The sequence below is a fragment of the Syntrophothermus sp. genome (genome assembly GCF_013314835.1).
GTDB classification, from domain to species: Bacteria; Bacillota; Syntrophomonadia; order Syntrophomonadales; family Syntrophothermaceae; genus Syntrophothermus; species Syntrophothermus lipocalidus.
Window position 1 is genome coordinate 1 of sequence record NZ_JABUEX010000018.1, and the last position, 20,399, is coordinate 20,399.

The 20,399-nt window shown below is 50.7% G+C and carries 20 protein-coding genes; 6 read left to right on the forward strand and 14 right to left on the reverse strand.

The window, feature by feature from the left end:
* Positions 1–22 precede the first annotated feature (22 nt).
* The 4 genes from HPY90_RS07160 to HPY90_RS07175 are packed head-to-tail and all read right to left on the reverse strand — an operon-like array spanning position 23 to position 4,332.
* On the reverse strand, positions 23–1,378 hold the full coding sequence (locus HPY90_RS07160) for a putative manganese-dependent inorganic diphosphatase (protein WP_287192929.1): 1,356 nt from the start codon (positions 1,376–1,378) through the stop codon (positions 23–25).
* A gap of 21 nt (positions 1,379–1,399) precedes the next feature.
* Positions 1,400–3,160 (reverse strand): B12-binding domain-containing radical SAM protein, encoded by a 1,761-nt coding sequence (locus HPY90_RS07165; protein WP_287192932.1) that lies wholly within the window; start codon positions 3,158–3,160, stop codon positions 1,400–1,402.
* A 33-nt stretch (positions 3,161–3,193) separates the two neighbouring features.
* The gene (locus HPY90_RS07170; protein ID WP_287192934.1) at positions 3,194–3,673 is read right to left on the reverse strand and encodes a hypothetical protein; all 480 of its coding nucleotides are present in this window, start codon (positions 3,671–3,673) and stop codon (positions 3,194–3,196) included.
* Positions 3,670–4,332 carry a hypothetical protein gene (locus HPY90_RS07175; protein WP_287192937.1) on the reverse strand — a complete coding sequence of 221 codons (663 nt, stop codon included), beginning with the start codon at positions 4,330–4,332 and terminating at the stop codon, positions 3,670–3,672. Before HPY90_RS07175 ends, HPY90_RS07170 begins: the two co-directional genes overlap by 4 nt.
* 345 nt (positions 4,333–4,677) lie before the next feature.
* On the opposite strand from HPY90_RS07175, the gene HPY90_RS07180 reads away from it, so the two are divergent.
* Entirely contained in the window at positions 4,678–5,415 is a 738-nt protein-coding gene (locus HPY90_RS07180; protein WP_287192940.1) for a HesA/MoeB/ThiF family protein, read from the forward strand.
* Positions 5,416–5,419: 4 nt separating this feature from the next.
* Here HPY90_RS07180 and murB read toward each other — a convergent pair whose 3' ends face one another.
* Both murB and larAH6 read right to left on the reverse strand, forming a co-directional pair.
* Positions 5,420–6,319: a UDP-N-acetylmuramate dehydrogenase gene (gene murB / locus HPY90_RS07185; protein WP_287192943.1), complete on the reverse strand. Its 900-nt coding sequence runs from the start codon at positions 6,317–6,319 to the stop codon at positions 5,420–5,422.
* Between the two features lie 267 nt (positions 6,320–6,586).
* Complete coding sequence (larAH6, locus tag HPY90_RS07190) at positions 6,587–7,858, reverse strand: nickel-dependent malate racemase, LarAH6 family (RefSeq protein ID WP_287192946.1); 1,272 nt, start codon at positions 7,856–7,858, stop codon at positions 6,587–6,589.
* A gap of 190 nt (positions 7,859–8,048) precedes the next feature.
* Here larAH6 and HPY90_RS07195 point away from each other — a divergent pair, with 190 nt between their 5' ends.
* The 4 genes from HPY90_RS07195 to lexA all read left to right on the forward strand — a co-directional run bounded on the left by HPY90_RS07195 (position 8,049) and on the right by lexA (position 12,243).
* Complete coding sequence (locus HPY90_RS07195) at positions 8,049–9,452, forward strand: FAD-binding oxidoreductase (protein WP_287192948.1); 1,404 nt, start codon at positions 8,049–8,051, stop codon at positions 9,450–9,452.
* 43 nt (positions 9,453–9,495) lie between these two features.
* Positions 9,496–10,770, forward strand: a complete 1,275-nt coding sequence (locus HPY90_RS07200; RefSeq protein WP_013175266.1) for a (Fe-S)-binding protein — start codon at positions 9,496–9,498, stop codon at positions 10,768–10,770.
* Between the two features lie 59 nt (positions 10,771–10,829).
* Positions 10,830–11,537: a tRNA 2-thiocytidine biosynthesis TtcA family protein gene (locus tag HPY90_RS07205; RefSeq protein WP_287192952.1), complete on the forward strand. Its 708-nt coding sequence runs from the start codon at positions 10,830–10,832 to the stop codon at positions 11,535–11,537.
* A gap of 76 nt (positions 11,538–11,613) precedes the next feature.
* Entirely contained in the window at positions 11,614–12,243 is a 630-nt protein-coding gene (lexA, locus tag HPY90_RS07210; RefSeq protein WP_013175264.1) for a transcriptional repressor LexA, read from the forward strand.
* An 83-nt stretch (positions 12,244–12,326) separates the two neighbouring features.
* On the opposite strand, the gene glnA is transcribed toward lexA, so the two are convergent.
* A complete protein-coding gene (glnA, locus tag HPY90_RS07215) occupies positions 12,327–13,703 on the reverse strand; it encodes a type I glutamate--ammonia ligase (RefSeq protein WP_502707196.1) in 1,377 nt (458 codons plus the stop codon).
* Positions 13,704–13,820: 117 nt separating this feature from the next.
* Complete coding sequence (locus HPY90_RS07220) at positions 13,821–14,996, reverse strand: RNA-guided endonuclease InsQ/TnpB family protein (protein ID WP_287192955.1); 1,176 nt, start codon at positions 14,994–14,996, stop codon at positions 13,821–13,823.
* Between the two features lie 29 nt (positions 14,997–15,025).
* Between HPY90_RS07220 and tnpA the strand changes: the two genes are divergently transcribed.
* Positions 15,026–15,424 carry an IS200/IS605 family transposase gene (tnpA, locus tag HPY90_RS07225; protein WP_287192958.1) on the forward strand — a complete coding sequence of 133 codons (399 nt, stop codon included), beginning with the start codon at positions 15,026–15,028 and terminating at the stop codon, positions 15,422–15,424.
* Between the two features lie 53 nt (positions 15,425–15,477).
* Here the strand turns inward: tnpA and HPY90_RS07230 are convergent, their stop codons facing one another.
* From HPY90_RS07230 to HPY90_RS07255, 6 genes are all read right to left on the reverse strand, one after another.
* Positions 15,478–15,957: a DUF456 domain-containing protein gene (locus tag HPY90_RS07230; protein ID WP_013175262.1), complete on the reverse strand. Its 480-nt coding sequence runs from the start codon at positions 15,955–15,957 to the stop codon at positions 15,478–15,480.
* 22 nt (positions 15,958–15,979) lie between these two features.
* Positions 15,980–17,206, reverse strand: a complete 1,227-nt coding sequence (locus HPY90_RS07235) for a methionine gamma-lyase family protein (RefSeq protein WP_287192961.1) — start codon at positions 17,204–17,206, stop codon at positions 15,980–15,982.
* 137 nt (positions 17,207–17,343) lie between these two features.
* Positions 17,344–18,243 (reverse strand): AAA family ATPase, encoded by a 900-nt coding sequence (locus HPY90_RS07240; RefSeq protein ID WP_287192964.1) that lies wholly within the window; start codon positions 18,241–18,243, stop codon positions 17,344–17,346.
* A 114-nt stretch (positions 18,244–18,357) separates the two neighbouring features.
* Complete coding sequence (gene hfq, locus HPY90_RS07245; RefSeq protein WP_013175259.1) at positions 18,358–18,609, reverse strand: RNA chaperone Hfq; 252 nt, start codon at positions 18,607–18,609, stop codon at positions 18,358–18,360.
* A gap of 44 nt (positions 18,610–18,653) precedes the next feature.
* Entirely contained in the window at positions 18,654–19,586 is a 933-nt protein-coding gene (gene miaA, locus HPY90_RS07250; RefSeq protein WP_013175258.1) for a tRNA (adenosine(37)-N6)-dimethylallyltransferase MiaA, read from the reverse strand.
* On the reverse strand, positions 19,583–20,377 hold the full coding sequence (locus HPY90_RS07255; RefSeq protein WP_013175257.1) for a class I SAM-dependent methyltransferase: 795 nt from the start codon (positions 20,375–20,377) through the stop codon (positions 19,583–19,585). Before HPY90_RS07255 ends, miaA begins: the two co-directional genes overlap by 4 nt.
* Positions 20,378–20,399: the final 22 nt, after the last annotated feature.

The following is a 20,399-nucleotide window of genomic DNA, read 5'->3' on the forward strand; positions in this document are numbered from 1 at the left end:
AGAACTATCAACATAACCTTTTCTAGAACAGAGACTGTTCGGCCAGCACCTTGTATATCAGGGGAACCACCTGCTTTTTCCGCGACATCACTCCTTTTAGGAACACTGTTTCTTGCTCCAAAGGAAGGCTGAAAGCCGATGCTGCAATCTCTTTCCTTGGACCTGCCGCGAACAATTCGGTCCCCTCGGCGAAGACATCGGTAACCATCAGCAACAGCAAGTGATAACCCCGTTTATTACAAATTCCCTCCATTGCCTCCAGTATATCCCGTTTTCTCTTGCGCAGAGCATCTAGGTCGATGGTTTCTACTTGAGAAATAGCAAAAACCAGGTCCCCGTGTTGGTACTCTTTCAAGTCCTGCAAAACCGTGTTCTGAATAGGTTCATCCTCGACGCGAACCGCGCGGCGAAAGATTTCTTTCCCCCAGCTGTCCGGTTCCAACCCCGCTATCTTCCCTAAATACTTGGCAATCTCCTTGTCTTTCCCCGTGGTGGTAGGTGACCTGAATATCATCGTGTCTGATAGTATACCGGACAGCAGCAACCCCGCAACCGGGGGTTCAATCTCAACGCCATGTTGTCGGTAAAGCTCGGCTACTAAGGTGGATGTAGCCCCGACCGGCTCATTCCTGAAAAAAATCGGTGAAACAGTCTGGAGATCCCCTACCCTGTGGTGATCGATGATTTCCAGTATCTCCGCTTCTTCTATCCCCTCAACCGCCTGTTTCTTCTCGTTGTGATCCACCAATATGACCTTCTTACGTTTCATTTGCAGTAAATGGTGACGCGAGATGATGCCGGCCAAGCGGTTTTCCTCGTCTACCACCGGGTAGTTTCGGTATCTGGTAGCGAGCATTTGCTTCTTCGCTTCCTCTACCGTTTCCGACTTTTCAAACAGCACCAGGTTTTGAGTTTTCATTATCTCCGAAACTTTGGTTGAAAGGACTGAGGAAAGAACTGAAACCACCTTCTGCGGGTCTTCCTCTTCTTGTCCCAGCCGGTCTAAATAAATCTGGGCCACGTCCCCTACTGTTAACAAGCCCAAAAGCCTCGCTTTCGAATCTACTACCGGAAGCGTCTTTATGTTGTGAACCCGTATGAGGCGTCCCGCTTCCCGAAGGGTTGTTTCTGGAGGCACGGAAAACACGGCTTCATCTTCAAGTAAATCCTCCACTTTGGTCCCCACGTCGGTAACCAATTCTGGCGGCTCTAATGCGAAAAAGTCGAGTACGAACCTGGTTTCAGCATTCACCTCTCCCGCCGCTGCCGGGACAAAGGCCCCGTGGTTCAATTTTGATTTAAGCCGGGCATAGGCTATGGCCGAAGCTATGGCGTCTATGTCTGGATTCTTGTGCCCAATGACATACACTGGCTTCATGAGTTAAGCCCCCTTCCTTTTTCAACAGATCCGATCAGGAAACCCGTTTACACTTAGTTGGCCAAGGTCACAAGGATTGTCGCCTTTTCTAAAAAGAACTAAAAAATAGGGCCCCGACAGCTCGCGCTCTCGTAGCTCACTTAAAAAAAGCACGTCTTCCGTGAATACTTCCAGGTGAAGCTGGCGCTTCAGTTTACCCAGTGCAACATCCTGCATCGTTGAAAAGTATCTTAGCCTGTTATTTTCTTGCCGCAAAAAGTCATCAAAGAATTCTTTTTGCCCCGGTAGCTCGATCCTGGTTAGTCCGTCAGGTAGTTTCTGTGAATGATAATTCAAAAGGTAATCAAACTTGAGCAGTTCGTTCACAGGTCTGATCAGATCTGGCCTGCGCTGTGATACGAACTGCATTAGCATAGAGTATAAGCTGCTCTTGTTATGCTGCACCCGGTGCCACCGCTTGTCTTCCCAATACCCAGCAAACTCTTCGTAAAATCTGAAGGCATCGTCTTTCCACCCGTGTTTAATCATGTAACGCAGGCTGTGGGCGAAATCGCCGCTGTTATAATACTTCTCTACCAAGTCCTCTATGCGCTTAAGCCGGACCATTTCACCATAGGTTATGTAGGCATTCTGCAAGACTTCATACGGTGGCTCAAAACTGAACTTGTAACCGTACTCGTAGCTCTTGTCTCGTATAGCCGATCCTTTAAGCATCTTCAAGAACCCGAGTTGGAGGTGATCAGGACATAGACGGTAAACCTGATTGAAAGAATTGGCCACGGAATGGTAAGTTTCACCGGGCAAACCGGCGATAAGGTCCAGGTGAATGAAGATATTGCGCTGCTGACGGATGCTCTTGACGTTACTCTCCAGCAACTCCCAGTTCATAGGCCGGTTCACCGCCTGGAGAACCTCGGGATTGGTCGACTGAACCCCGATCTCGAACCTGAAGACCCCAAGGGGAACGGATTTAAGAAATTCGATTGTCCCCTGGTCAAGCCGGTCGGCTACGATTTCAAAATGACACGAGGTTTCTTTGGCCTCTTGGATAAGGAAATCCATTATCTCCCGCATCCGTTTCGGGTTGGCGTTGAAAGTGCGGTCCACAAACTTTATTTCCTTTGGTTTTATTTGGAGTAGTTTTCTCAAGTCTTCTTTAACTCTTTCTAAAGTAAACCACCGAACCCCACGGGTGGTAGACGAAATGCAGTAACTACAGTTAAAAGGACATCCACGCGAAGTCTCGTAGTAGACTATCCGCCCGTTGAGGTTTTCCGTTTCCTTCTCGTATGGGAATGGAATACTGTCAAGGCGAGTTATGGGATTCCGGTCTTCTGAATAAATGACCCTATTCCCCTCTCTCCAGGTTACGCCTCTTACCAGCCCCGATCCCCTGTTGTCCAAAGAACGGAGTAACTCTAAAAACGTTTCTTCCCCTTCACCCCTTACGATACCGTCGATGAAAGGATGGGCTTCCAACAGGTCCACAGAGTCGAATGACACCTCCGGGCCGCCGAGTATTACCACGCAGCCGGGCAAAACCTGCTTCAGGTCGCGTGTTAAGCGAAAGACCCCTTCTATGTTCCAGATGTAGCAGGAAAACCCTATGATATCGGGCTTTTCCCGGTAGATCTCGGCCATGATGTCGGGCAGGTACTCATTGATAGTAAACTCCCTCACCACTATGTCGGGAAAGTCCGATTCACAGTAAGACTTCAAATACCGAACAGCCAGGTTGGTGTGGACGAATTTGGCGTTAAGCGCTACCAAGAGAACCTTCACGTGTAGTCATCTCCTGTTCCATCATCGGCCCTGTCAGGCCTGTTTCAATCCCTCCCGGGGGCTTGTTTCCGTCCACCTGCGTGCTCTGTAACCCGCCATCAACAACAACGCCAGATACAAGGGCGAGAGCAAGAAGAGAGCGAAGAAGTAAGACTTGAACCCATCGTACACCGGGAACGAGAATAAAGACAACCATGGCAACGCCGGAGTATGCCACAACTGAAAAGCAAAGGTATAGTCGCCGGACACGATTCCGGTTCCCCAGTAATATTTGATGTTGGCCACAGTAAGGAAAAAACCCGGTGACTGGGCAACTATCCCGGCTAGCAGGGTTTTCAGTTCCCATCTCACGGGCTGACGACCTATCCTGACACCAGCCTGCCATATGACCCAAAGATACGTCAGCGAGAACAGCAGGTCCAGCCCAGGGAAATAGCTCGCCAACCAAACGATGAAGATGAAAAACAGGTGAATCACAAAAAGACGTAATCCCCACCCAAGCGTTTCTCTCATGGCATAAGCCCTTCCCTGGCCACTACAACTACGTTAGGACTGTTGTAGATGGAATCTGGAGTAATCCATAAATCCTGCCCGGAGTCGAGGTCAATACCCTCCCGGTGATAAGCTCCCCAGATGAATTTCGTGCAGTTCCAGTAGCGTTCGCCCGGCTTGAAGGCTCCAGGGTAAAACACCTTGCCCTCTTGCTGGCAAGCATACTCGACCGCTTTTTTGCGAGCTTGCTCCGAGGCCTTAACCCGCAGTATACATATCCAGTCGTACTGGTGGTAATGCTCCACGGCCTGCCTGGTTATCCCGCAGTCCACGTACCCTTCCATGACCTGTCCTTCACCCAGGTAAAGCCCGGCATGAGTAAAGTGCCCGTACGCCCCGCCCGGCTTACCCCCCAACAAGATATCTCCCGGCTGAAGCAACGCGAAATCTAGGCTATTTCCAGTTCCCCCAAAATGTCCACTCCCGACCCGTCCTTGGAAGGCATTGCGGACATATGCGGCGGCAACTGTTTCCGGTAGTCTCTTCACGTAACCGGTATTGACCGAAAGTATGGAGCAGATTAGCAAAACCAGGGTCAAGCTCAATACCACAAGGTAGCGCCTGAAAAACCAATCAGCAACCGCCTGATTGAAGCTAGACACCGCCCGCCATCGTTTCACTGCCAGACACCCCGATTCCCCGGTCTGTACTGCCAACATTTTAGCAGATTGGCGGCCAGAAGGAAGTGCCTTTCCACGCGTAGCTTGCTAAATACGACGTTCCAGTCCTGGTCCCTGCCCTATCACAGCCATCTCGTCGGCCATAACAAGAAATATATATTTGAACCCATTTGAGAAGTTCTTTGTGGCTCTGGCGCTACCATGCTTACCAGGTGTGTTATACTATTACTACTAATTACGACAATATAATTCCAAAGCCCTTGCTTCTAGCCGTGTCAGATCCCGTTAGATTCTCGAAAGAAGCGGCTGGACCGGTAAAGCCTGAAGAAAGGTGTCCTGAGTTTTATGGAAGAACAGCTACAAGAACGTTATCTCCGGCAGTTGGTCATGGATGAGGTCGGTAAAGAAGGACAGGTAAAACTTGCGAAAGCCCGAGTACTGGTAGTGGGAGCCGGTGGCTTAGGTTCTCCGGTGTGCCTTTATCTGGCCGCAGCCGGCATCGGGCATTTGGGAATCGTCGACAGTGATACGGTAAGTTTGACTAATCTTAACCGCCAGATACTCTATACTACTCCGGATCTGGGAAGACCCAAAGTAGAAGCCGCTAAAGAGAAACTGAACATGTTGAATCCCTCGATTGAAATCACTGTCTATCAGGTTCCGTTTTCCGGTGAAACCGCCATGAGGATGGCTCGATCATATGACGCCATGGTGGACGCTACCGACAACCTTAAGACCCGTGAGCTCATAAACAGGGTAGCTTTGCAAATAAGTAAGCCGTTTTTTCACGGAGCGGTCAGCCACTTTTACGGTCAGGTAATGACGGTCATCCCTGGAGCCGGCCCATGCTGGCGTTGTTTTATGGGAGACATTGCGCCCGAATCCGAACCCAAAGGAGTACCCGTCCTGGGCCCAGTGGCGGGAGTCGTGGGTTCCTTGCAAGCTCTCCAGGTCCTCAAATACTTCCTGGGGGCAGGTGACCAGCTCGTGGGTAAAGTGCTCATGTTCGACGGGTTACAGATGACGCTTGAAGCCTTAACCGTAGCCAGGGATTCGAATTGCCCCGCTTGCCAAGGTTACTAGTTTTTTAGGCTTCTCCCACTATCCGGATCTCCGGTTCCAGGTTTAGACCCGTACTTTCCCTCACCCTCGCCTGCACCAGTTCGATCAAAGCCAACACATCTTCAGCGGTAGCGCCTCCGGTGTTGATTATGAAACCGGCGTGTTTGGTGGAGATCTCAGCGCCCCCGATGTGGTAGCCTTTCAATCCTAGTTCTTCGATAAGAGGACCAACAAAGTAGCCCTCAGGGCGCCTAAAGACACTTCCAGCACTGGGAAATTCCAATGGTTGTTTTTGCCGCCTGCGCTCGGCAAATTCGTTCATCTTGGCTGTTATCTCCCGGGTATCGCCGGGTTTCAACAACATACGAGCAGCCAGAATCACGTAACCGTTACGCTGAAAGATACTCTTTCGGTAATCGAAGTCGCACTCACCTGATGTCAAAACGACAAGGTTGCCTTCGCTGTCTAGGGCCGTTACCTCGTATATGACGTTCTTCATTTCTCCATCATATGCCCCGGCGTTCATATAGACGGCCCCTCCCACCGACCCCGGTATGCCCTCCGCAAACTCGAGCCCGCTGAGCCCCTTCTCAGCCGCCAGTTGCGCTACGTGTGAGAGCAGCACCCCAGCCTCGGCATAGATGCTCTGTCCTTCCACTGCCAGGCCAGAAAGACGCTCTGCCAGCTTGATAACAACCCCCCTGATCCCTTTATCGCGAACCAGGATGTTACTCCCGCTACCAATGACCAAAAATGGCACGTCACGATTCCGACACCACGATATAACCTGATTAACCTGCTCAACACTGGATGGAAAGACCATACAGTCTGCCGGGCCCCCAATCCGGAAACTGGTATGGTTCTTCATCGGCTCATCCCACCGAACGTAGGCTTCGGGAATCACTTGCTTGATATCCTCATACATGAATCAATACATCCTCCTGAAACGGACTCGCACTAGAAATAAACAACGGGCTGAAACTTGAAACTCGTGTCAAATTCAATCTCCTTCCGGTCACGCTACATTATACGCAGCCCCAAATTTGCACAGACCCTCACGAAACCTTTGGGTGTCAGCACCACAGACACGGAAAAATGAAATCCCTTTGGGGCTTTCCTGGTTTATTGCACATATCAGCGCCCATCTCTGGGCATCTATGACCGACTGGCTGAACATCACTACAGTTCTGGCTTAGGCCCGTTCTCTTCTTTTGATCTTTATGCCCAAATTGGCAGCTTCTGGTATTATGATGGTCTTAAAGTCGCCTCGGTGTCCATCAATCGCTAAATGCCAGGCTTCCTCCAGACTGCCAGCAGGAATAAGAAAAGCTTTTTCTGCTTTCCAAGCTGGCATCCGGCTCACCAATATAACCCGCATCCGTTCCAAGAGCCGGCAGATCGCGAAAGCCTTGTGTCCCCCTAACTCGAACTCCCGACTAAACCGTTCCATAACATCTGCGGGTGAAGACGCTTCATCTAACCAGCGTTCAAAAACCGCTTCCCCCAGACCTTCCGTGCATTCGGCAACCAAGATAACCGCGCCCCCGTCCTTAACTGCTGGTGCCGCCGCGTCCAGTGCTTTTTGGGCCTGATAAAGGTTTATATCCTTGGGATACCCTCCGCAGCCGGCGATGACGATTTCGGCTGGCTCATCGAGCTCTACTATACGCGCGGCTTCACAGAACCTAACCGCCTCCAACCAGGCCTTTTCCATATCACCCGCTACTGCCAACTCGATGCGTTTGTCGGGAGTTGCTACTACGTTCAAGATAAAGTCCACGCCGACCCGATTTGCAGCTTCCGTCATAACCAGATGCACCGGATTGTCCTCGTAGTTACCCAAACAAGCCCTGGGATCGGTCATCATGGCGTGACTGCGGCTTATCAGGCTACGGCTTGCTACACCGGGGAGAACAGACTTTCTTCCCCCCGAATACCCGGCGAAATAATGCAGGCCAACCAGCCCGGTAGCAATCAAGAGGTCGGCTTCGGCTACTTCCCGGTTGACCTCAAGCTCCCACCCGTTCGCAAGGTACCCTAGGCTGACCAGATGCTTGTCACAATCGTGGTTTATTATCCGGTAACTATCACAAATCTCCCTTCCAAAGACGTAAAGGTTATCCTCATGGGTATGACCCCTGTGAATCCCCGTGGCCACGACTAGAGTTATAGCCTCACGGTCTGCTCCGCCTTCTTCTATTTCTTCAAGCAAAGGCGGTAACATCTCCCGGTAAGGGGTAGGTCGGGTAATGTCGTTTACTATAACGACTACACTACGGGGACGGCGTTTTCGCACCATATCTCTCAATCTCTCCGACCCGATTGGCTTCTTCAGGCAGCTCCTCACCATTTCCAGGCCGTCTACCGCCGGTTCGGGGTCCTGCCCGCGCAGAATCGCTTTTACCCGGTCATCGGGAATTTCCACTTCTTGATGCGTTTTCCCATAAGCCAGTCTTACTAACATACCACCAATCCCCTCCAATACACACGCCGTGGCAACTATACCTAATTATATAACAGGCGGTTTGGGCCTCACAAAGGTTAATTTCCAACCTCGTTTGCGCTGTTTGTGCTATAATATCGTAGTCAAGACCTATACGCTCCTTTCCGAACAAACGAACGAGGTCAGCAAATTGGGTAAAGGAGATGAACCGATGGACAAACGCGTCCTCAAGCAGGAAATGTTAAAGATTCTCCAGCCTGAGCAAGTATTGGCAGACGACCTGGATCTGATGTACTACTCGTATGACAGCTCTTTCCTTACCAAACTAGAAAGGGTGTACCCGGATATCGTGGTACTGCCTCGCGCCACCGAACAGGTGCAGAGAATCGTCCGCTTTGCTTATGAAAACAACATACCGGTGACACCTAGAGGCGCAGGCACAGGAGAAACCGGCGGCGCGGTAGCGTTTAACGGTGGTATAGTCATTGATCTTTCCACCTGGGACGAGATTGTAGAGGTTGACGTTTCCAACATGCAGGTGGTCGTGCGGCCCGGGGTCATACATGCGGACCTGAATAACCACCTGGCTAAGTTTAACCTGTTCTTCCCGCCCGACCCTGGCAGCAGCCTGATGTGCACCATCGGCGGAATGGTAGCCAACAACGCCAGTGGCCTGCGTGCCGTTAAATACGGGTGTACCGAACAGTACGTACTCGGTCTAGAAGTAGTGTTGCCGAACGGTGAAGTGATAACGACAGGCGGCATCAGATCTAAAGCTATAAAAAACGTGTCCGGACTGAACCTAACCAAACTCATGGTCGGGTCGGAAGGCGTTCTGGGTATTATTACCAAGATTCGCCTTCGTTGCTGGCCCAAGCCCAAGGCCCGTGGCATCGCCATGGCCGTTTTCCCCAAGCTCGACGATGCCCCGGCTACGGTCTTGGAAGTCTATCAGGCTGGCATACTGCCTTCAGGTATTGAAATACTTGATAAGTCAGCGATAAAAGCTGTAAACCAGTTTAAACCCGAGATCGGTTTACCTGAGGATGCAGAAGCCATACTTTTGTTCGAAGTTGATGGGAACCCGCCCAGCGTTGAATGGGAAGGGACCAACATAGTAGAAATCGCCAAAAGGCGCGCTACCAAGGTGGAATGGGCTACCGATCCCCAGCGAATGGCCAGCCTGTGGGAAGGTCGAAGTGTAACGGCGACCGCGGCGGCCAGGGTTCGTCCTGATGGCAGCCGGGTCTTTGCGGGCGAAGATATAAGCGTGCCGCTGTCGAGAGTAGCAGAAGCTCTGCGTGCCATTCGTTCACTCGGCGAAAAATACGGGATACCGGTAGTCAACTACGGTCACATCGGAGACGGTAACGTCCACACCGCACCGGTAATCGACCCGGAAAACCCGGCCGAAGCGGAAAAGGCCAATCAATTGGTTCACGAGATACACCTTTTGGCCATTGAGCTAGAAGGCTCCACTACCGGGGAACACGGGGTGGGAGCAGTACGCAGACAATATGCTGAGTTGGAACACGGGGAAGCTCTGAAGGTCATGCGCCTCATTAAGAACGCCGTGGACCCGAAAGGCATAATGAACCCAGGCAAGCTTATCTGAGATTATTTAGCCGTTTATATAACCGAGGGCAGGAGGAGTTAAAGTGAAATTTAAGGAGCTACCTCCAGTAAAAGAACAAATAAGAAAATGTGTACGTTGCGGCAGGTGCAGGACGGTGTGCCCTGTCTTCGCCGAAGTCAAAAACGAGACCGTGGCTCCTAGAGGTCATGTTTTTATGGTACAGATGTTGAGAGACGGGGTAGTCAAACCGGATTCAAAAGTCTATGAACACCTCAGTAAATGTTTGTTATGCGAAACCTGTTCAACTTTTTGTCCATCTGGCATAGACATACACGAACTCAATGCCGCTGCCAGGTCATTCATCACCGAAAACCAAAGCAATCCCGGTAAAAGACTTGTGTTTGACACGCTGTGGACCAGCCCAAAGCTTCTTCGGGCCTCCACGGCTTTTATGTGGAGTGCAAACGTCACTGGTCTGATGAAGCTGGCCCGAGCCTTGCACCTAACCAAGGTTCTACCCGGCGATCTTCCGAAAGCCGAACAGATACTGGACCGGGTCCCTTTCCGCTCGGCCCGCGACCAGCTGCACGAGACCATACCGGCTCAAGGGAAGAAGAAGCTGAGAGTAGCCTACTTTCTGGGCTGTGCTACCAATCTTTTGCATCCGGAGGTGGCCTTGGCTACGGTAAAAGTCCTCACCCAAAGTGGTTGTGAGGTAGTCATCCCCAGGGACCTCAAATGCTGCGGTCTTCCCCACATAGCCAACGGGAAACTCGGTACTGCCCGTTCCTTGCTTCTTCACAACTTTGAACTCTTGAGCAGAGCTAAAGTCGATTATATAGTCACTGACTGTGCTTCCTGCTCTTCGGCTCTATCCGACAAGAACGTAAGGTTTGTGCTGGGGCAGGAAGAAATCGATGCGAACCTCGCCTTGACTGCGGGTAAGGTAGTAGACCTCACCGCTTTTCTGGTTAACGTTCTTGATATCGGACCCGGCAACCTAGTCAAGCGATCTGAGCACCGTCTCACCTATCATGATCCCTGCCATCTGGCCAAAGCTCAGAATATCAGGAAAGAACCGAGGGAATTACTAAGGCTAGTTCCAGGGGTAGAACTGGTAGAAATGGCTGAACCCGACAGGTGTTGCGGCGGGTCGGGCACTTTTGCTTTGACCCACTACGACATGTCCATGAAGATACTAGATAAGAAAATGTCCGCTATCAGAAACACCGGCTGCGACACAGTAGCCACTTGCTGCCCGAGTTGCTCCATGCAGCTCGCTTACGGGTTCAGGCGAAGCCGGGTTAATGGCAAAGTCGTACATCCGGTCGAGCTCCTGGCCCAGGCTCTGCCTTAAAAGCCAGCGCCTTTCAGCGTGGGTTTTGGGGAATCCGGTGGGAGTTGAACTGGCTATCTATGGCACGTCTAGAAAAAGAATTATTCCACAAGGTTAAACGTGCGAATTTAAAGTATCAGATGATTGGTAACGGAGACCGCGTAGCCCTGGGTTTATCTGGAGGCAAAGACAGTCTCGCGCTCCTCCATGCCCTGATACAACTCCGGCGTTACACTCCCCTTCAATTTGACATCATTGCCATCACCGTTGACCTGGGGTTTGGTTCGGACCACAATGGGCTGAAACAACACTGCCGTGAACTAAATGTACCTTTAATCGTGGAACCGACTAACATAGGCAGAATAGTGTTTGAAGAACGTAAAGAAAATAGCCCCTGTTCCCTGTGTTCAAACCTTCGCAAGGGCGCGCTGCACCGCGTAGCCTTGGCCGAAAACTGCAACAAGGTTGCCTTAGCCCACCATTTGGACGATGCTGTAGTAACCTTCTTTATGTCTATGGCTTATGAAGGACAGGCCCGCTGTTTCAAACCCTCGAGTTTCTTGGATCGCACCGGTCTTACCCTGGTTCGTCCCCTGGTTTATGTACCAGAAAACCTGATAATCAGGCTTTGTAAAAAACTTAACCTGCCGGTTGAGTCCAATCCCTGCCCTGCCGCTGGCCAAACTAAACGAGCTCTCATACAGAAATGGCTAGCGGTGTTAGACAATCATCACCCTCAGGCCAAGCTTCACTTCTTGACAGCCATAGAAAAGCTCTACTGGCAATGAGCATCACACGGACGAACACTTGTTTCTGCTGGTAGCCTGTGGTATAATTTTGAAAACTGGGCAAGGGGGTATACCCATGGACAGAACCGACGTTACGACCGATCTCAACGAACGGGAGCAAACGATACTCAGTTTTATAAAAGAAGAAGTACGCCGCAAAGGCTACCCTCCCTCGGTACGAGAGATTGGCAAGGCAGTAGGATTGAAGTCCAGCTCTACGGTCCACGCCTATCTCTGCCAATTGGAGGAAAAAGGCTATTTAAGGAAAGACCCAGCAAAACCACGAGCTATCGAGGTACTTGACTCGGGCTCTGCCCTCTCTGACCCGCAGATAGTGGAAGTGCCGATAGTAGGTAAGGTTGCTGCCGGTACGCCCATTCTGGCTGCCCAAAATCTGGACGGATCTCTGCCCTTGCCCTTAGATCTTCTTGGATCGGGGGAGCATTTTCTTCTCACGGTTCAAGGCGACAGTATGGTAGAAGCTGGGATTCTGGAAGGGGATATTTTGATTGTGAAGTCCCAACCCCGGGCAGAAAACGGGGAAATCGTCGTGGCTATGATTGAGGATGAAGCAACGGTCAAACGTTTTTTCAAACGAGACGGGTACATCGAATTACGCCCCGAGAACAGTCACATGCAACCTATTATCGTAACTGGTCAAGTCGAAGTCATAGGAAAAGTCATTGGCCTAATTAGGAAATTCTAACCCAAATTGACGAAAATTAGGGACGGTTCTCATTTTGCGCAAATCACGCAAATTGGGGACCGTCCCTAATTTGACTGAAGGGATTAGAACTTTGCAAGATACTCCTCTATCTCCCATTCGTGCACGCGACCCCGGTAATCTTCCCATTCCACACGCTTCGCGTACATGAACCGGCTGAAGATGTGTGGCCCCAGAGCATCCTGGATTACCTCGTCGTTGCTCAGTTCTATTAAGGCTTCTCTCAAAGTACCCGGCAAGCTTTCAATTCCTGCTTTTTCCCGAGCCTCCAGGTCCATTTCGTAGATATTCTGGTTCACCGTTTCCGGTGGGTCCATCCGTTTTTCGATCCCATCCAACCCGGCCCGAAGAATAACAGCCAAAGCCAAGTAAGGATTACAGGAAGGATCCGGGTTACGTAGTTCCATCCTGGTCCCTATTCCCCGCCGAGCCGGGATCCTGACCAGCGGGCTCCGGTTGCGGTAGGACCAGGCGATATAAACCGGCGCCTCGTACCCAGGTACCAAGCGCTTGTATGAGTTGACCGTAGGGTTCGTTATGGCAGTCAAAGCCTTAGCGTGGTGGAGAATGCCCGCTATAAAATGAAGAGCGGTTTGGCTCAACTGGTCCGGGGTATTCGGATCATAAAACGCGTTTTGTCCCTCTTTGAAAAGCGAAATGTGTAGGTGCATTCCTGAACCGGCAATACCGTATATCGGTTTAGGCATAAAGGTCGCATGCAACCCGTGTTTCTGGGCTATTATTCTCACTACCGAACGGAACGTTACAATTTTATCCGCAGTATTTAAAGCTTCGTCATACTTGAAATCTATTTCGTGCTGGCCAGGGGCAACCTCGTGATGAGAGGCTTCAACTTCGAATCCCATTTTCTGCAAAGTCAGCACCATCTCGCGGCGGGCATTCTCCCCCAGGTCTACAGGTGCCAGGTCAAAATATCCGGCCCGGTCATGCGTCTTCAAGGTAGGCTTTCCTTCCTCGTCTTTTAGAAACAAAAAGAACTCCGCTTCTGGACCGACATTCATAGAAAAACCGTGCTCCGCAGCTCTGTTTAAAGCGCGCTTGAGTGCGTACCGGGGGCAGCCAACAAACGGGGTATTGTCTGGGTTGTAAACATCGCATATAAGACGCCCGATTGACATCTCCTCCCCTAAAGTCCAAGGAAAGATCATGAACGTATTGGGATCAGGCTTGAGATACATATCCGATTCCTCAATCCGGGCAAAGCCTTCGATAGATGACCCGTCGAACATCAGTTCTCCGTCCAAAGCTTTTCCCAACTGCTCCCGGGTTATGGAAACGTTCTTAGGAACGCCCATTATGTCGGTAAACTGCAGGCGGATAAACCCAACGTTATTCTCTTCAGCCAGTCGTATCACATCATCTTTTGTCACTAATCTCACCTTCCAGCATAATTTACTAAGATAGACTAACACAGATACCATGTATACTCAAGTGACACTCTCAATCCCCTAAAGGGGATGAGCTTCTAAGAAACGCCAGAAGATTGGCCTGTTTCTCACGAAACCCCATTGCTGGGTGGTTGACTCTTCTGGTTTTTCTTAGACCACTTTGGCCCGTGTCGCGGCGACTACTACGTTCCGGGTTTTCCCGGGTCGTAGATACGTGATCTTACTGGGGAACTCGATTTTTTCTCCATAGGCAATGCGGTGCATGTTGGTAGCACCGACTACATCCCGGTGACCAACGAAACCGCACTTCCTGCATTGCCATGTTCTGCCCTTGGGCTTTTGATGATGGCCGCATACCGGACACCGGCTGGAGGTTCCCCTCTCCGTCCCGGTGAAGCTCTCGATGCCGGCCGCTTTTGCTTTGTGTTTAAGATATGAAATGTCTTTCCCGTATTCCCATTGGCTCATGCGCTGGTTGTGTTTTCTTCCGCAGCGGTTGGTGCGAACGCCGTCAGGATTACCGATGTACAGCGTTGTGACGCCTTGTTCTTTGCAAAAATCAATGACTTTCCTGGTGCCTTTATGACGCAAATCCCTAATTTGGCGACTAGTTTTAACCGCAAGTTCGTTCTTAGCTTTCTGAAGTTTTCGCCAACGGCGGGAACCTTTTTGGCATCTGGCTTGCATCCTTGCCAGTTTGCCCAATTCTTTGTCCCGATATCGCTTAATAGAGCGAATACCTCTGCCGGATACCACCACAGCATGACCCGTGTTCGTTACCACAGCGGCTTGATGAATCTGCCCGAGGTCTACGGTTGCCTTAGCTTCCCCTATGGTTTTCTCGATCTCGACTGGAATGGCAACATGCAGTTCATACCCGTTGTTCCACACGATCTTGCAGGCACCGGCATTTTTGGGAAGATCGACCTTTAGCACGATTGACTTCCGACCGCGTCCCATAGGAAGAACAACTCGTCCAGCTTGAATGGATACGGCTTGTTCCGGCCAATACAAAGGATAAAACCTTTTCGTTTTGTAGGGATACCGCATTTTAGGGTTATTCTTTTTCACTTGGCGAGTAGTATCCACGTTGGCAAGGAAAGCGTGACATATCATCTGAATCGTTTGGCTATGAAGCGCATACCGCCCCTTGGCGGCTTTCTGGAGGTCGTCGCGGTTGGGCCATCTGCTCCCACTTTGTCTGGCCTCTCGGTGGATTTGACAACAGTCATTCCACACCCTGGCGGCTTCCATCTGAGCTTCACGAATTCGGGCTTTTACGCTTTGCGGTATGTTGTTCAGCCGGTAGATTCTTACTGTCTCCACATGGTATATTATACCAAAGGAGTGATGGTATGCAAAACGGGAAAACCCGGTGGACACATTATAATATAGCTTATCGATTTGTATGGATTCCAAAATACCGCAGGAGGGTACTTACAGGTGAAGTGCAAGCTGAAACGAAACATCTGATAGGCAAGTGGTGCGAACGACATGGACTTACGTTATTGGCAATAGAAACAGATCGAGATCATGTTCATGTTTTCGTTTCGGCACCCCCAAGGTTTAGCCCGGCACAGATCGCGGGACTTCTGAAAGGATACAGCTCTAAATGCCTGCGAGAAAAGTTTCCGAACCCAAAAAAGAAATGCGGAAAAGATCATCTCTGGACCCAGGCTTATTATGTTGGAACTGCTGGCAATGTTTCAGCGGAAGTTATTCGTAGATACATCGAGGAATGCCAGGGAAAATGACGGCGCTATCATCCCTATCCCCTAAAAGGGATGGGAATTCCCGCGCCGTGTTTTTAAAAAACGACAATAAGAAACCATATTATCATCACTAACCCTATCACTACCTTGGCTGCTACCCCGGTGAAGATACCGACAACAGTACCTACGCCTACCCGCCAGGCCTTGTTGACATCCCGCAATTTCACATATTCCCCGACGAAGGCTCCAATCCACGGCCCTAAGACTAATCCTACCGGTCCGCCCAACACCAGCCCTAATATCCCGCCAACAAAAGCACCCCAGATACCGGCCGGGCTCGATCCAAAAAACTTGGCTCCCAGCAATCCTGCAAGATAATCGACCAGAATACTGAGAACAGTCAGCCCCGCCATTATCGCCAAGAATTTTGGCGTAACCACCTTAAAGCCCTCGTACCACCCGTAACCGGCAATGGCGAGAAATACGACCGGTATTCCCGGCAAAACCGGCAAGAACGTGCCTGCCAACCCGATTAACATAAGCAGAATAGCGATTATCAATACCACTACATTCACTGATACAACCACCTTTCACATCTCACATAACAGACATAATACGCAAAAGAGCATACCGCACGTGCTGGTAGGTCAGACCCCCTTGCAAATAAGCTACGAAAGGAGACCGGCGTGGGCCATCGCATGATAGCTCTATAGACGAACCCTGTACAAACGTCCCGGCTGCCATTACAATCTCGTCTTCATATGCCGGCATAACACTGTACTCCAGCCTTACATCGCTGTCCACCGGGGAACTAGCCTGCACAGCCTGGCAGAACGCCCTGACCTTTTCAGGTGAATCCAGCTTAATGGCCTGGACAATGTCGCCCCGAGGCTCGTCCCAACGGGGCGAAACCTCGTATCCAAGTGCCTCCATTATGTACGCCGCTAAAACCGCCCCTTTTAAGGCTTCACCCACCACGTGCGGGGCTATAAACAAACCTTGATAAACCAGACGCTTGTCCCACATGCTGGGGCCCACTTCCTTTCCTAACCCTGGAGCCGTAAGCTGCGCTGCCACCTGCTCTATCAACTCTTCTCTCCCTACTACGTATCCTCCGCCAGGAGCCAACCCTCCTCCCGGGTTTTTTATGAGGGACCCGACAGTGAGATCCGCTCCAACGTGCGACGGTTCCAAGGGGTCGGTAAACTCACCGTAACAGTTGTCCACCAGACACACGGCATGAGGGGCAACGTCTTTCACCGCTCGAACCGTCCGCCGGATGTCCTCGGTGCTCAGGGCCGGGCGCCAGCTGTAACCACGGGACCGTTGAATAAGTACCACCCTGGTCTTAGAGGTGAACGCCTTGCCCAGCGCCTCTACATCAATCTTTCCTTCAGGGGTAAGAGCAACTTCACGATAGTTTATACCTCTTTCGACGAGGCTGAAACGAGTCTGCCCTTTCGCCCCGATAACTCTAACCAGGGTATCGTATGGCCTGCCACAAGCCGAAACCAATTCGTCCCCCGGCCTAAGAAGAGCAAAGAGACACAGGGATAAGGCGTGGGTTCCAGAGATTATCTGAGACCGAACCAAGGCTCCTTCCCCTCCGAAAACCGCGGCATATATGCTTTCGAGAACTTCTCGTCCCGTATCGTTGTAACCGTAACCTGTAGAAGAATGAAAATGATGTTCCCTCACCCTCGCCCTCTGGAAAGCTTCCAGTACCCGAGCTTGGTTAACAAATGCGGTTTCCTCTATCCTATCAAAGACCTCCCTGACTTTCTTCTCGGCCTCTATTACCAGTTCATGCTTACCATCTCTCATCTATTATTCTCACCTTCCAAGTATGGCTTAAAGCGGCTGATGGTTATCGGGTCGCATCTTGCGGATGACCTCTCCTTTGTACTAACAACCGCTACCAAGAGCGCTTTTTCAGGCATCTATAGCCCCTTTCCCCCGCTTCAAACCATGTCAGGCAAATCTTCGCTTTCCACCATCATCAGTTCCTGCCTGCTGACAACCGGCCTGGCCGCCAAGCGTAGAGCTTGCCATCTAATCGACTTTTCTACCAAATTGCGCACAAACCGGGCATTCCCGCTGACAACCCTTCCGCTCGAATGAAACTGGCTTAAAAGATGTTTCAGCTTCCATCGCGCCCGGCTAGAAACGAGGTAATCCCGCTCTGCAAACATATTTAAAGCTATCTCGAACAGTTCTTCAGAACTGTAATCTGGGAACTCCACCTGTATGGGAAAACGAGAATAAAGTCCTGGGTTTGCCTTTAGAAAGAACTCCATTTCATCCCGGTAGCCCGCTAATATAACCACCAATTCGTCCCGGTGGTCTTCCATTGCCTTGACCAGGGTAGCGATGCTCTCCCGGCCAAAATCCCTAGAACCTCCTTGGGCCAAGGTATAGGCCTCATCTATAAATAATATACCTCCTTGCGCTCTTTTAATCTGCTCCCTGGTTTTCTGAGCAGTATGTCCGATGTATTCGCCCACCAAATCAGCCCGCTCAACCTCTACCAGATGCCCTTTCGCCAGGGTTCCCAGTTCCCGGTATATTTTTCCCAAAATCCTCGCCACAGTTGTCTTGCCAGTGCCGGGGTTCCCTTTCATTACCATATGCATAGCCATAGGTTGCGCCTTTAAATTCTGTTCTAACCGTTTCTTTTGAATCACAGTGAACGCTATCAGTTCCCGCACCAGTTTCTTGACTTCTTCCAACCCCACCATACTATCTAGTTCTGCCAGAGCCCTGCGGCAAGCTACAGATAAGGACGGCAAGAACACTTGAAACTGGTCCGAGCGAGCCCCGCTGATTTTTTCGTCCTGAGCAAACCTCAGAGATATTTCCACCCTGTCACCGCTTTCCTTCCCTGGATTACCCGTAGGTGTCGGGTAATACCTATATATGAAGAACAGCCAAAAGCGGTTACACCCGTTAATTGAAAAACCCGGGCGCTTCCCGGGTTATTCATCGTCGCTCTTATTCACATCCGAACTGAGAATACTTATCTGCCTGACCGGTGCTATAGTGGATATCGCGTGCTTGTAAACCATCTGTTGCCTTCCTTCGAGTTCGATAATCACCGTAAAGTTGTCGAATCCTTTAACCGTTCCTTTTATCTGAAACCCGTTCACCAAGTACATGGTTACCGGGATTCTCTCCTTCCTCAGCTGGTTGAGAAACGCATCCTGTAGATTCAATTGGTTTCTGCTCATTATAACGACCCCCATTTCAGTTTGTTAGCTGATTCATTTTACAACTATTCTACAGCGATGGCCAGAGTCCTGCCAATATATTCACAAATTTTTCGAACTAATCCTTCTGCTTCCTTATACTCTGTAATATCTAACCAAAATATTCGTTTGTCTTTACGAAACCAAGTTAACTGCCGTTTGGCATAACGTCTAGTCTCTTTCTTAATTTCAGCCACCGCCTGCTCCAAACTCATGCCTCCTTTAAGGTATTGTAGTATCTGTTTGTATCCCAAAGCCTGCATAGAATTGAGTGGCAAATCGTATCCTTTGGCATACAGCGTCTTAACTTCTTCTACAAATCCCGACTCGATCATGGCATCGACCCGAGCTTCGATGCGCCGGTAAAGTTCGGTCCTAGCAGCACAAAGCCCAACTACCGCCAGCTGATAAAGCCCCTGGTTTCGGGTTTGAAATTGGGAAAAGGGCCTGCCGGTCAACCGGTATACCTCTAATGCCCTGATGATTCTTTTCCTGTCGTTTGGTTTGATAATACGGGTCGACGCTGGGTCAACACTCTCCAGCTCATTATAAAGCCTTTCCAGACTTTCGTCAGCTTCCTTCTCTAGCTGCTGCCGGATATCCGGATCCGCCAACAAAGGAGAGAATTCGTAGTCATCGACTACCGCCTGGTAATACAGCCCCGTCCCCCCAACGAGAATAGGAAGTTTCCCGCGGTTGTTAAGGTCCTGGATTACCTTCTTGGCTGCACGCTGGTAGTCGGCCACAGTATAAGGTGTGTCAGGATCCACTATATCGATCATGTGATGAGCAACCCGAGTCCTCTGCTCAGTCGAGGCCTTGGCAGTACCTATGTCCATACCCCGGTAAACCTGCATGGAATCACAGGACAATATCTCGCCTCCGAGTCTTTCTGCTACTTTCACCGCAGTCTCGCTCTTGCCCACGGCCGTAGGGCCAACGATGGCTGCCAGTTTCATACTTTTCCTCCTTTTTCTATTATGCCATAGGCCACTCGGCTCGACTCCCCTCCCACCACTTGCTCTATCCCCAGGCGGGCAAACTCCGCGCTGTCCCTTCTCTCCTTCATCACCACTCGGCGCCTGGCTACCCGTAGCGCTTCGTTCAATACCTCACCCGAAAGCGGGCGGTGATCGGCAAATAACCGTAACGGTGAAAGCGGCTGGCTTTGACTCACTGGAACCCTGAACATGGGGTCGAAATACACGATGTCATAACTTTGGCTGGGCTGGCGCCGGAGGAATTCCAGGTGATCTGCGTTAATCACCCTGACCCGCCTTATCGCATTCTGCAGCCACACCATATCCGTCCGGTAATACCTCATGCCGAAACTGACAATAAAAGCCAGAACCCTGGAGCTTTCCAATCCAACGACCTGCCCTTGTTCACCAGCTATATAAGACGCGACAATCGCGTCTGCCCCCAAGCCCAAAGTACAATCCAGGAATTTGTCATTCGCTCTCACCCCGACTACTCGCTCCATTACATCCACGGTGAGACCCTTGCGATGCTGAGAAATCCTGTTCTTAGCCATGCTGGGGTGGAAGAACAGGCGCCCTTGGGGCCCATATAATACCGGTCCTTCTGAGCTCCACACCACCACCCATAAAGCCCCGGTCTCTTTTCTTAATTTGTCTAGACCCCTGCGTCCCCGAGGAATGTACTCCCAGCCCGTCGCCGCCAGGAACTCGTCTAGCCCCTCGCTAAAAGCCTCCGACTGGGTCAAGGTTACCACTATCTTTTCTTTCAACCCTCCTCAATCACCCCTGATG

What these genes read in the sequence shown, in the direction of transcription:
- HPY90_RS07160 (WP_287192929.1), bottom strand. Translation starts at nt 1,378, where the DNA reads ATGAAGCCAGTGTATGTCATTGGGCACAAGAATCCAGACATAGACGCC.
- HPY90_RS07170 (WP_287192934.1), bottom strand. Translation starts at nt 3,673, where the DNA reads ATGAGAGAAACGCTTGGGTGGGGATTACGTCTTTTTGTGATTCACCTG.
- HPY90_RS07180 (WP_287192940.1), top strand. Translation starts at nt 4,678, where the DNA reads ATGGAAGAACAGCTACAAGAACGTTATCTCCGGCAGTTGGTCATGGAT.
- murB (WP_287192943.1), bottom strand. Translation starts at nt 6,319, where the DNA reads ATGTATGAGGATATCAAGCAAGTGATTCCCGAAGCCTACGTTCGGTGG.
- larAH6 (WP_287192946.1), bottom strand. Translation starts at nt 7,858, where the DNA reads ATGTTAGTAAGACTGGCTTATGGGAAAACGCATCAAGAAGTGGAAATT.
- HPY90_RS07195 (WP_287192948.1), top strand. Translation starts at nt 8,049, where the DNA reads ATGGACAAACGCGTCCTCAAGCAGGAAATGTTAAAGATTCTCCAGCCT.
- HPY90_RS07205 (WP_287192952.1), top strand. Translation starts at nt 10,830, where the DNA reads ATGGCACGTCTAGAAAAAGAATTATTCCACAAGGTTAAACGTGCGAAT.
- lexA (WP_013175264.1), top strand. Translation starts at nt 11,614, where the DNA reads ATGGACAGAACCGACGTTACGACCGATCTCAACGAACGGGAGCAAACG.
- glnA (WP_502707196.1), bottom strand. Translation starts at nt 13,703, where the DNA reads ATGGTATCTGTGTTAGTCTATCTTAGTAAATTATGCTGGAAGGTGAGA.
- tnpA (WP_287192958.1), top strand. Translation starts at nt 15,026, where the DNA reads ATGCAAAACGGGAAAACCCGGTGGACACATTATAATATAGCTTATCGA.
- HPY90_RS07235 (WP_287192961.1), bottom strand. Translation starts at nt 17,206, where the DNA reads ATGAGAGATGGTAAGCATGAACTGGTAATAGAGGCCGAGAAGAAAGTC.
- hfq (WP_013175259.1), bottom strand. Translation starts at nt 18,609, where the DNA reads ATGAGCAGAAACCAATTGAATCTACAGGATGCGTTTCTCAACCAGCTG.
- miaA (WP_013175258.1), bottom strand. Translation starts at nt 19,586, where the DNA reads ATGAAACTGGCAGCCATCGTTGGCCCTACGGCCGTGGGCAAGAGCGAG.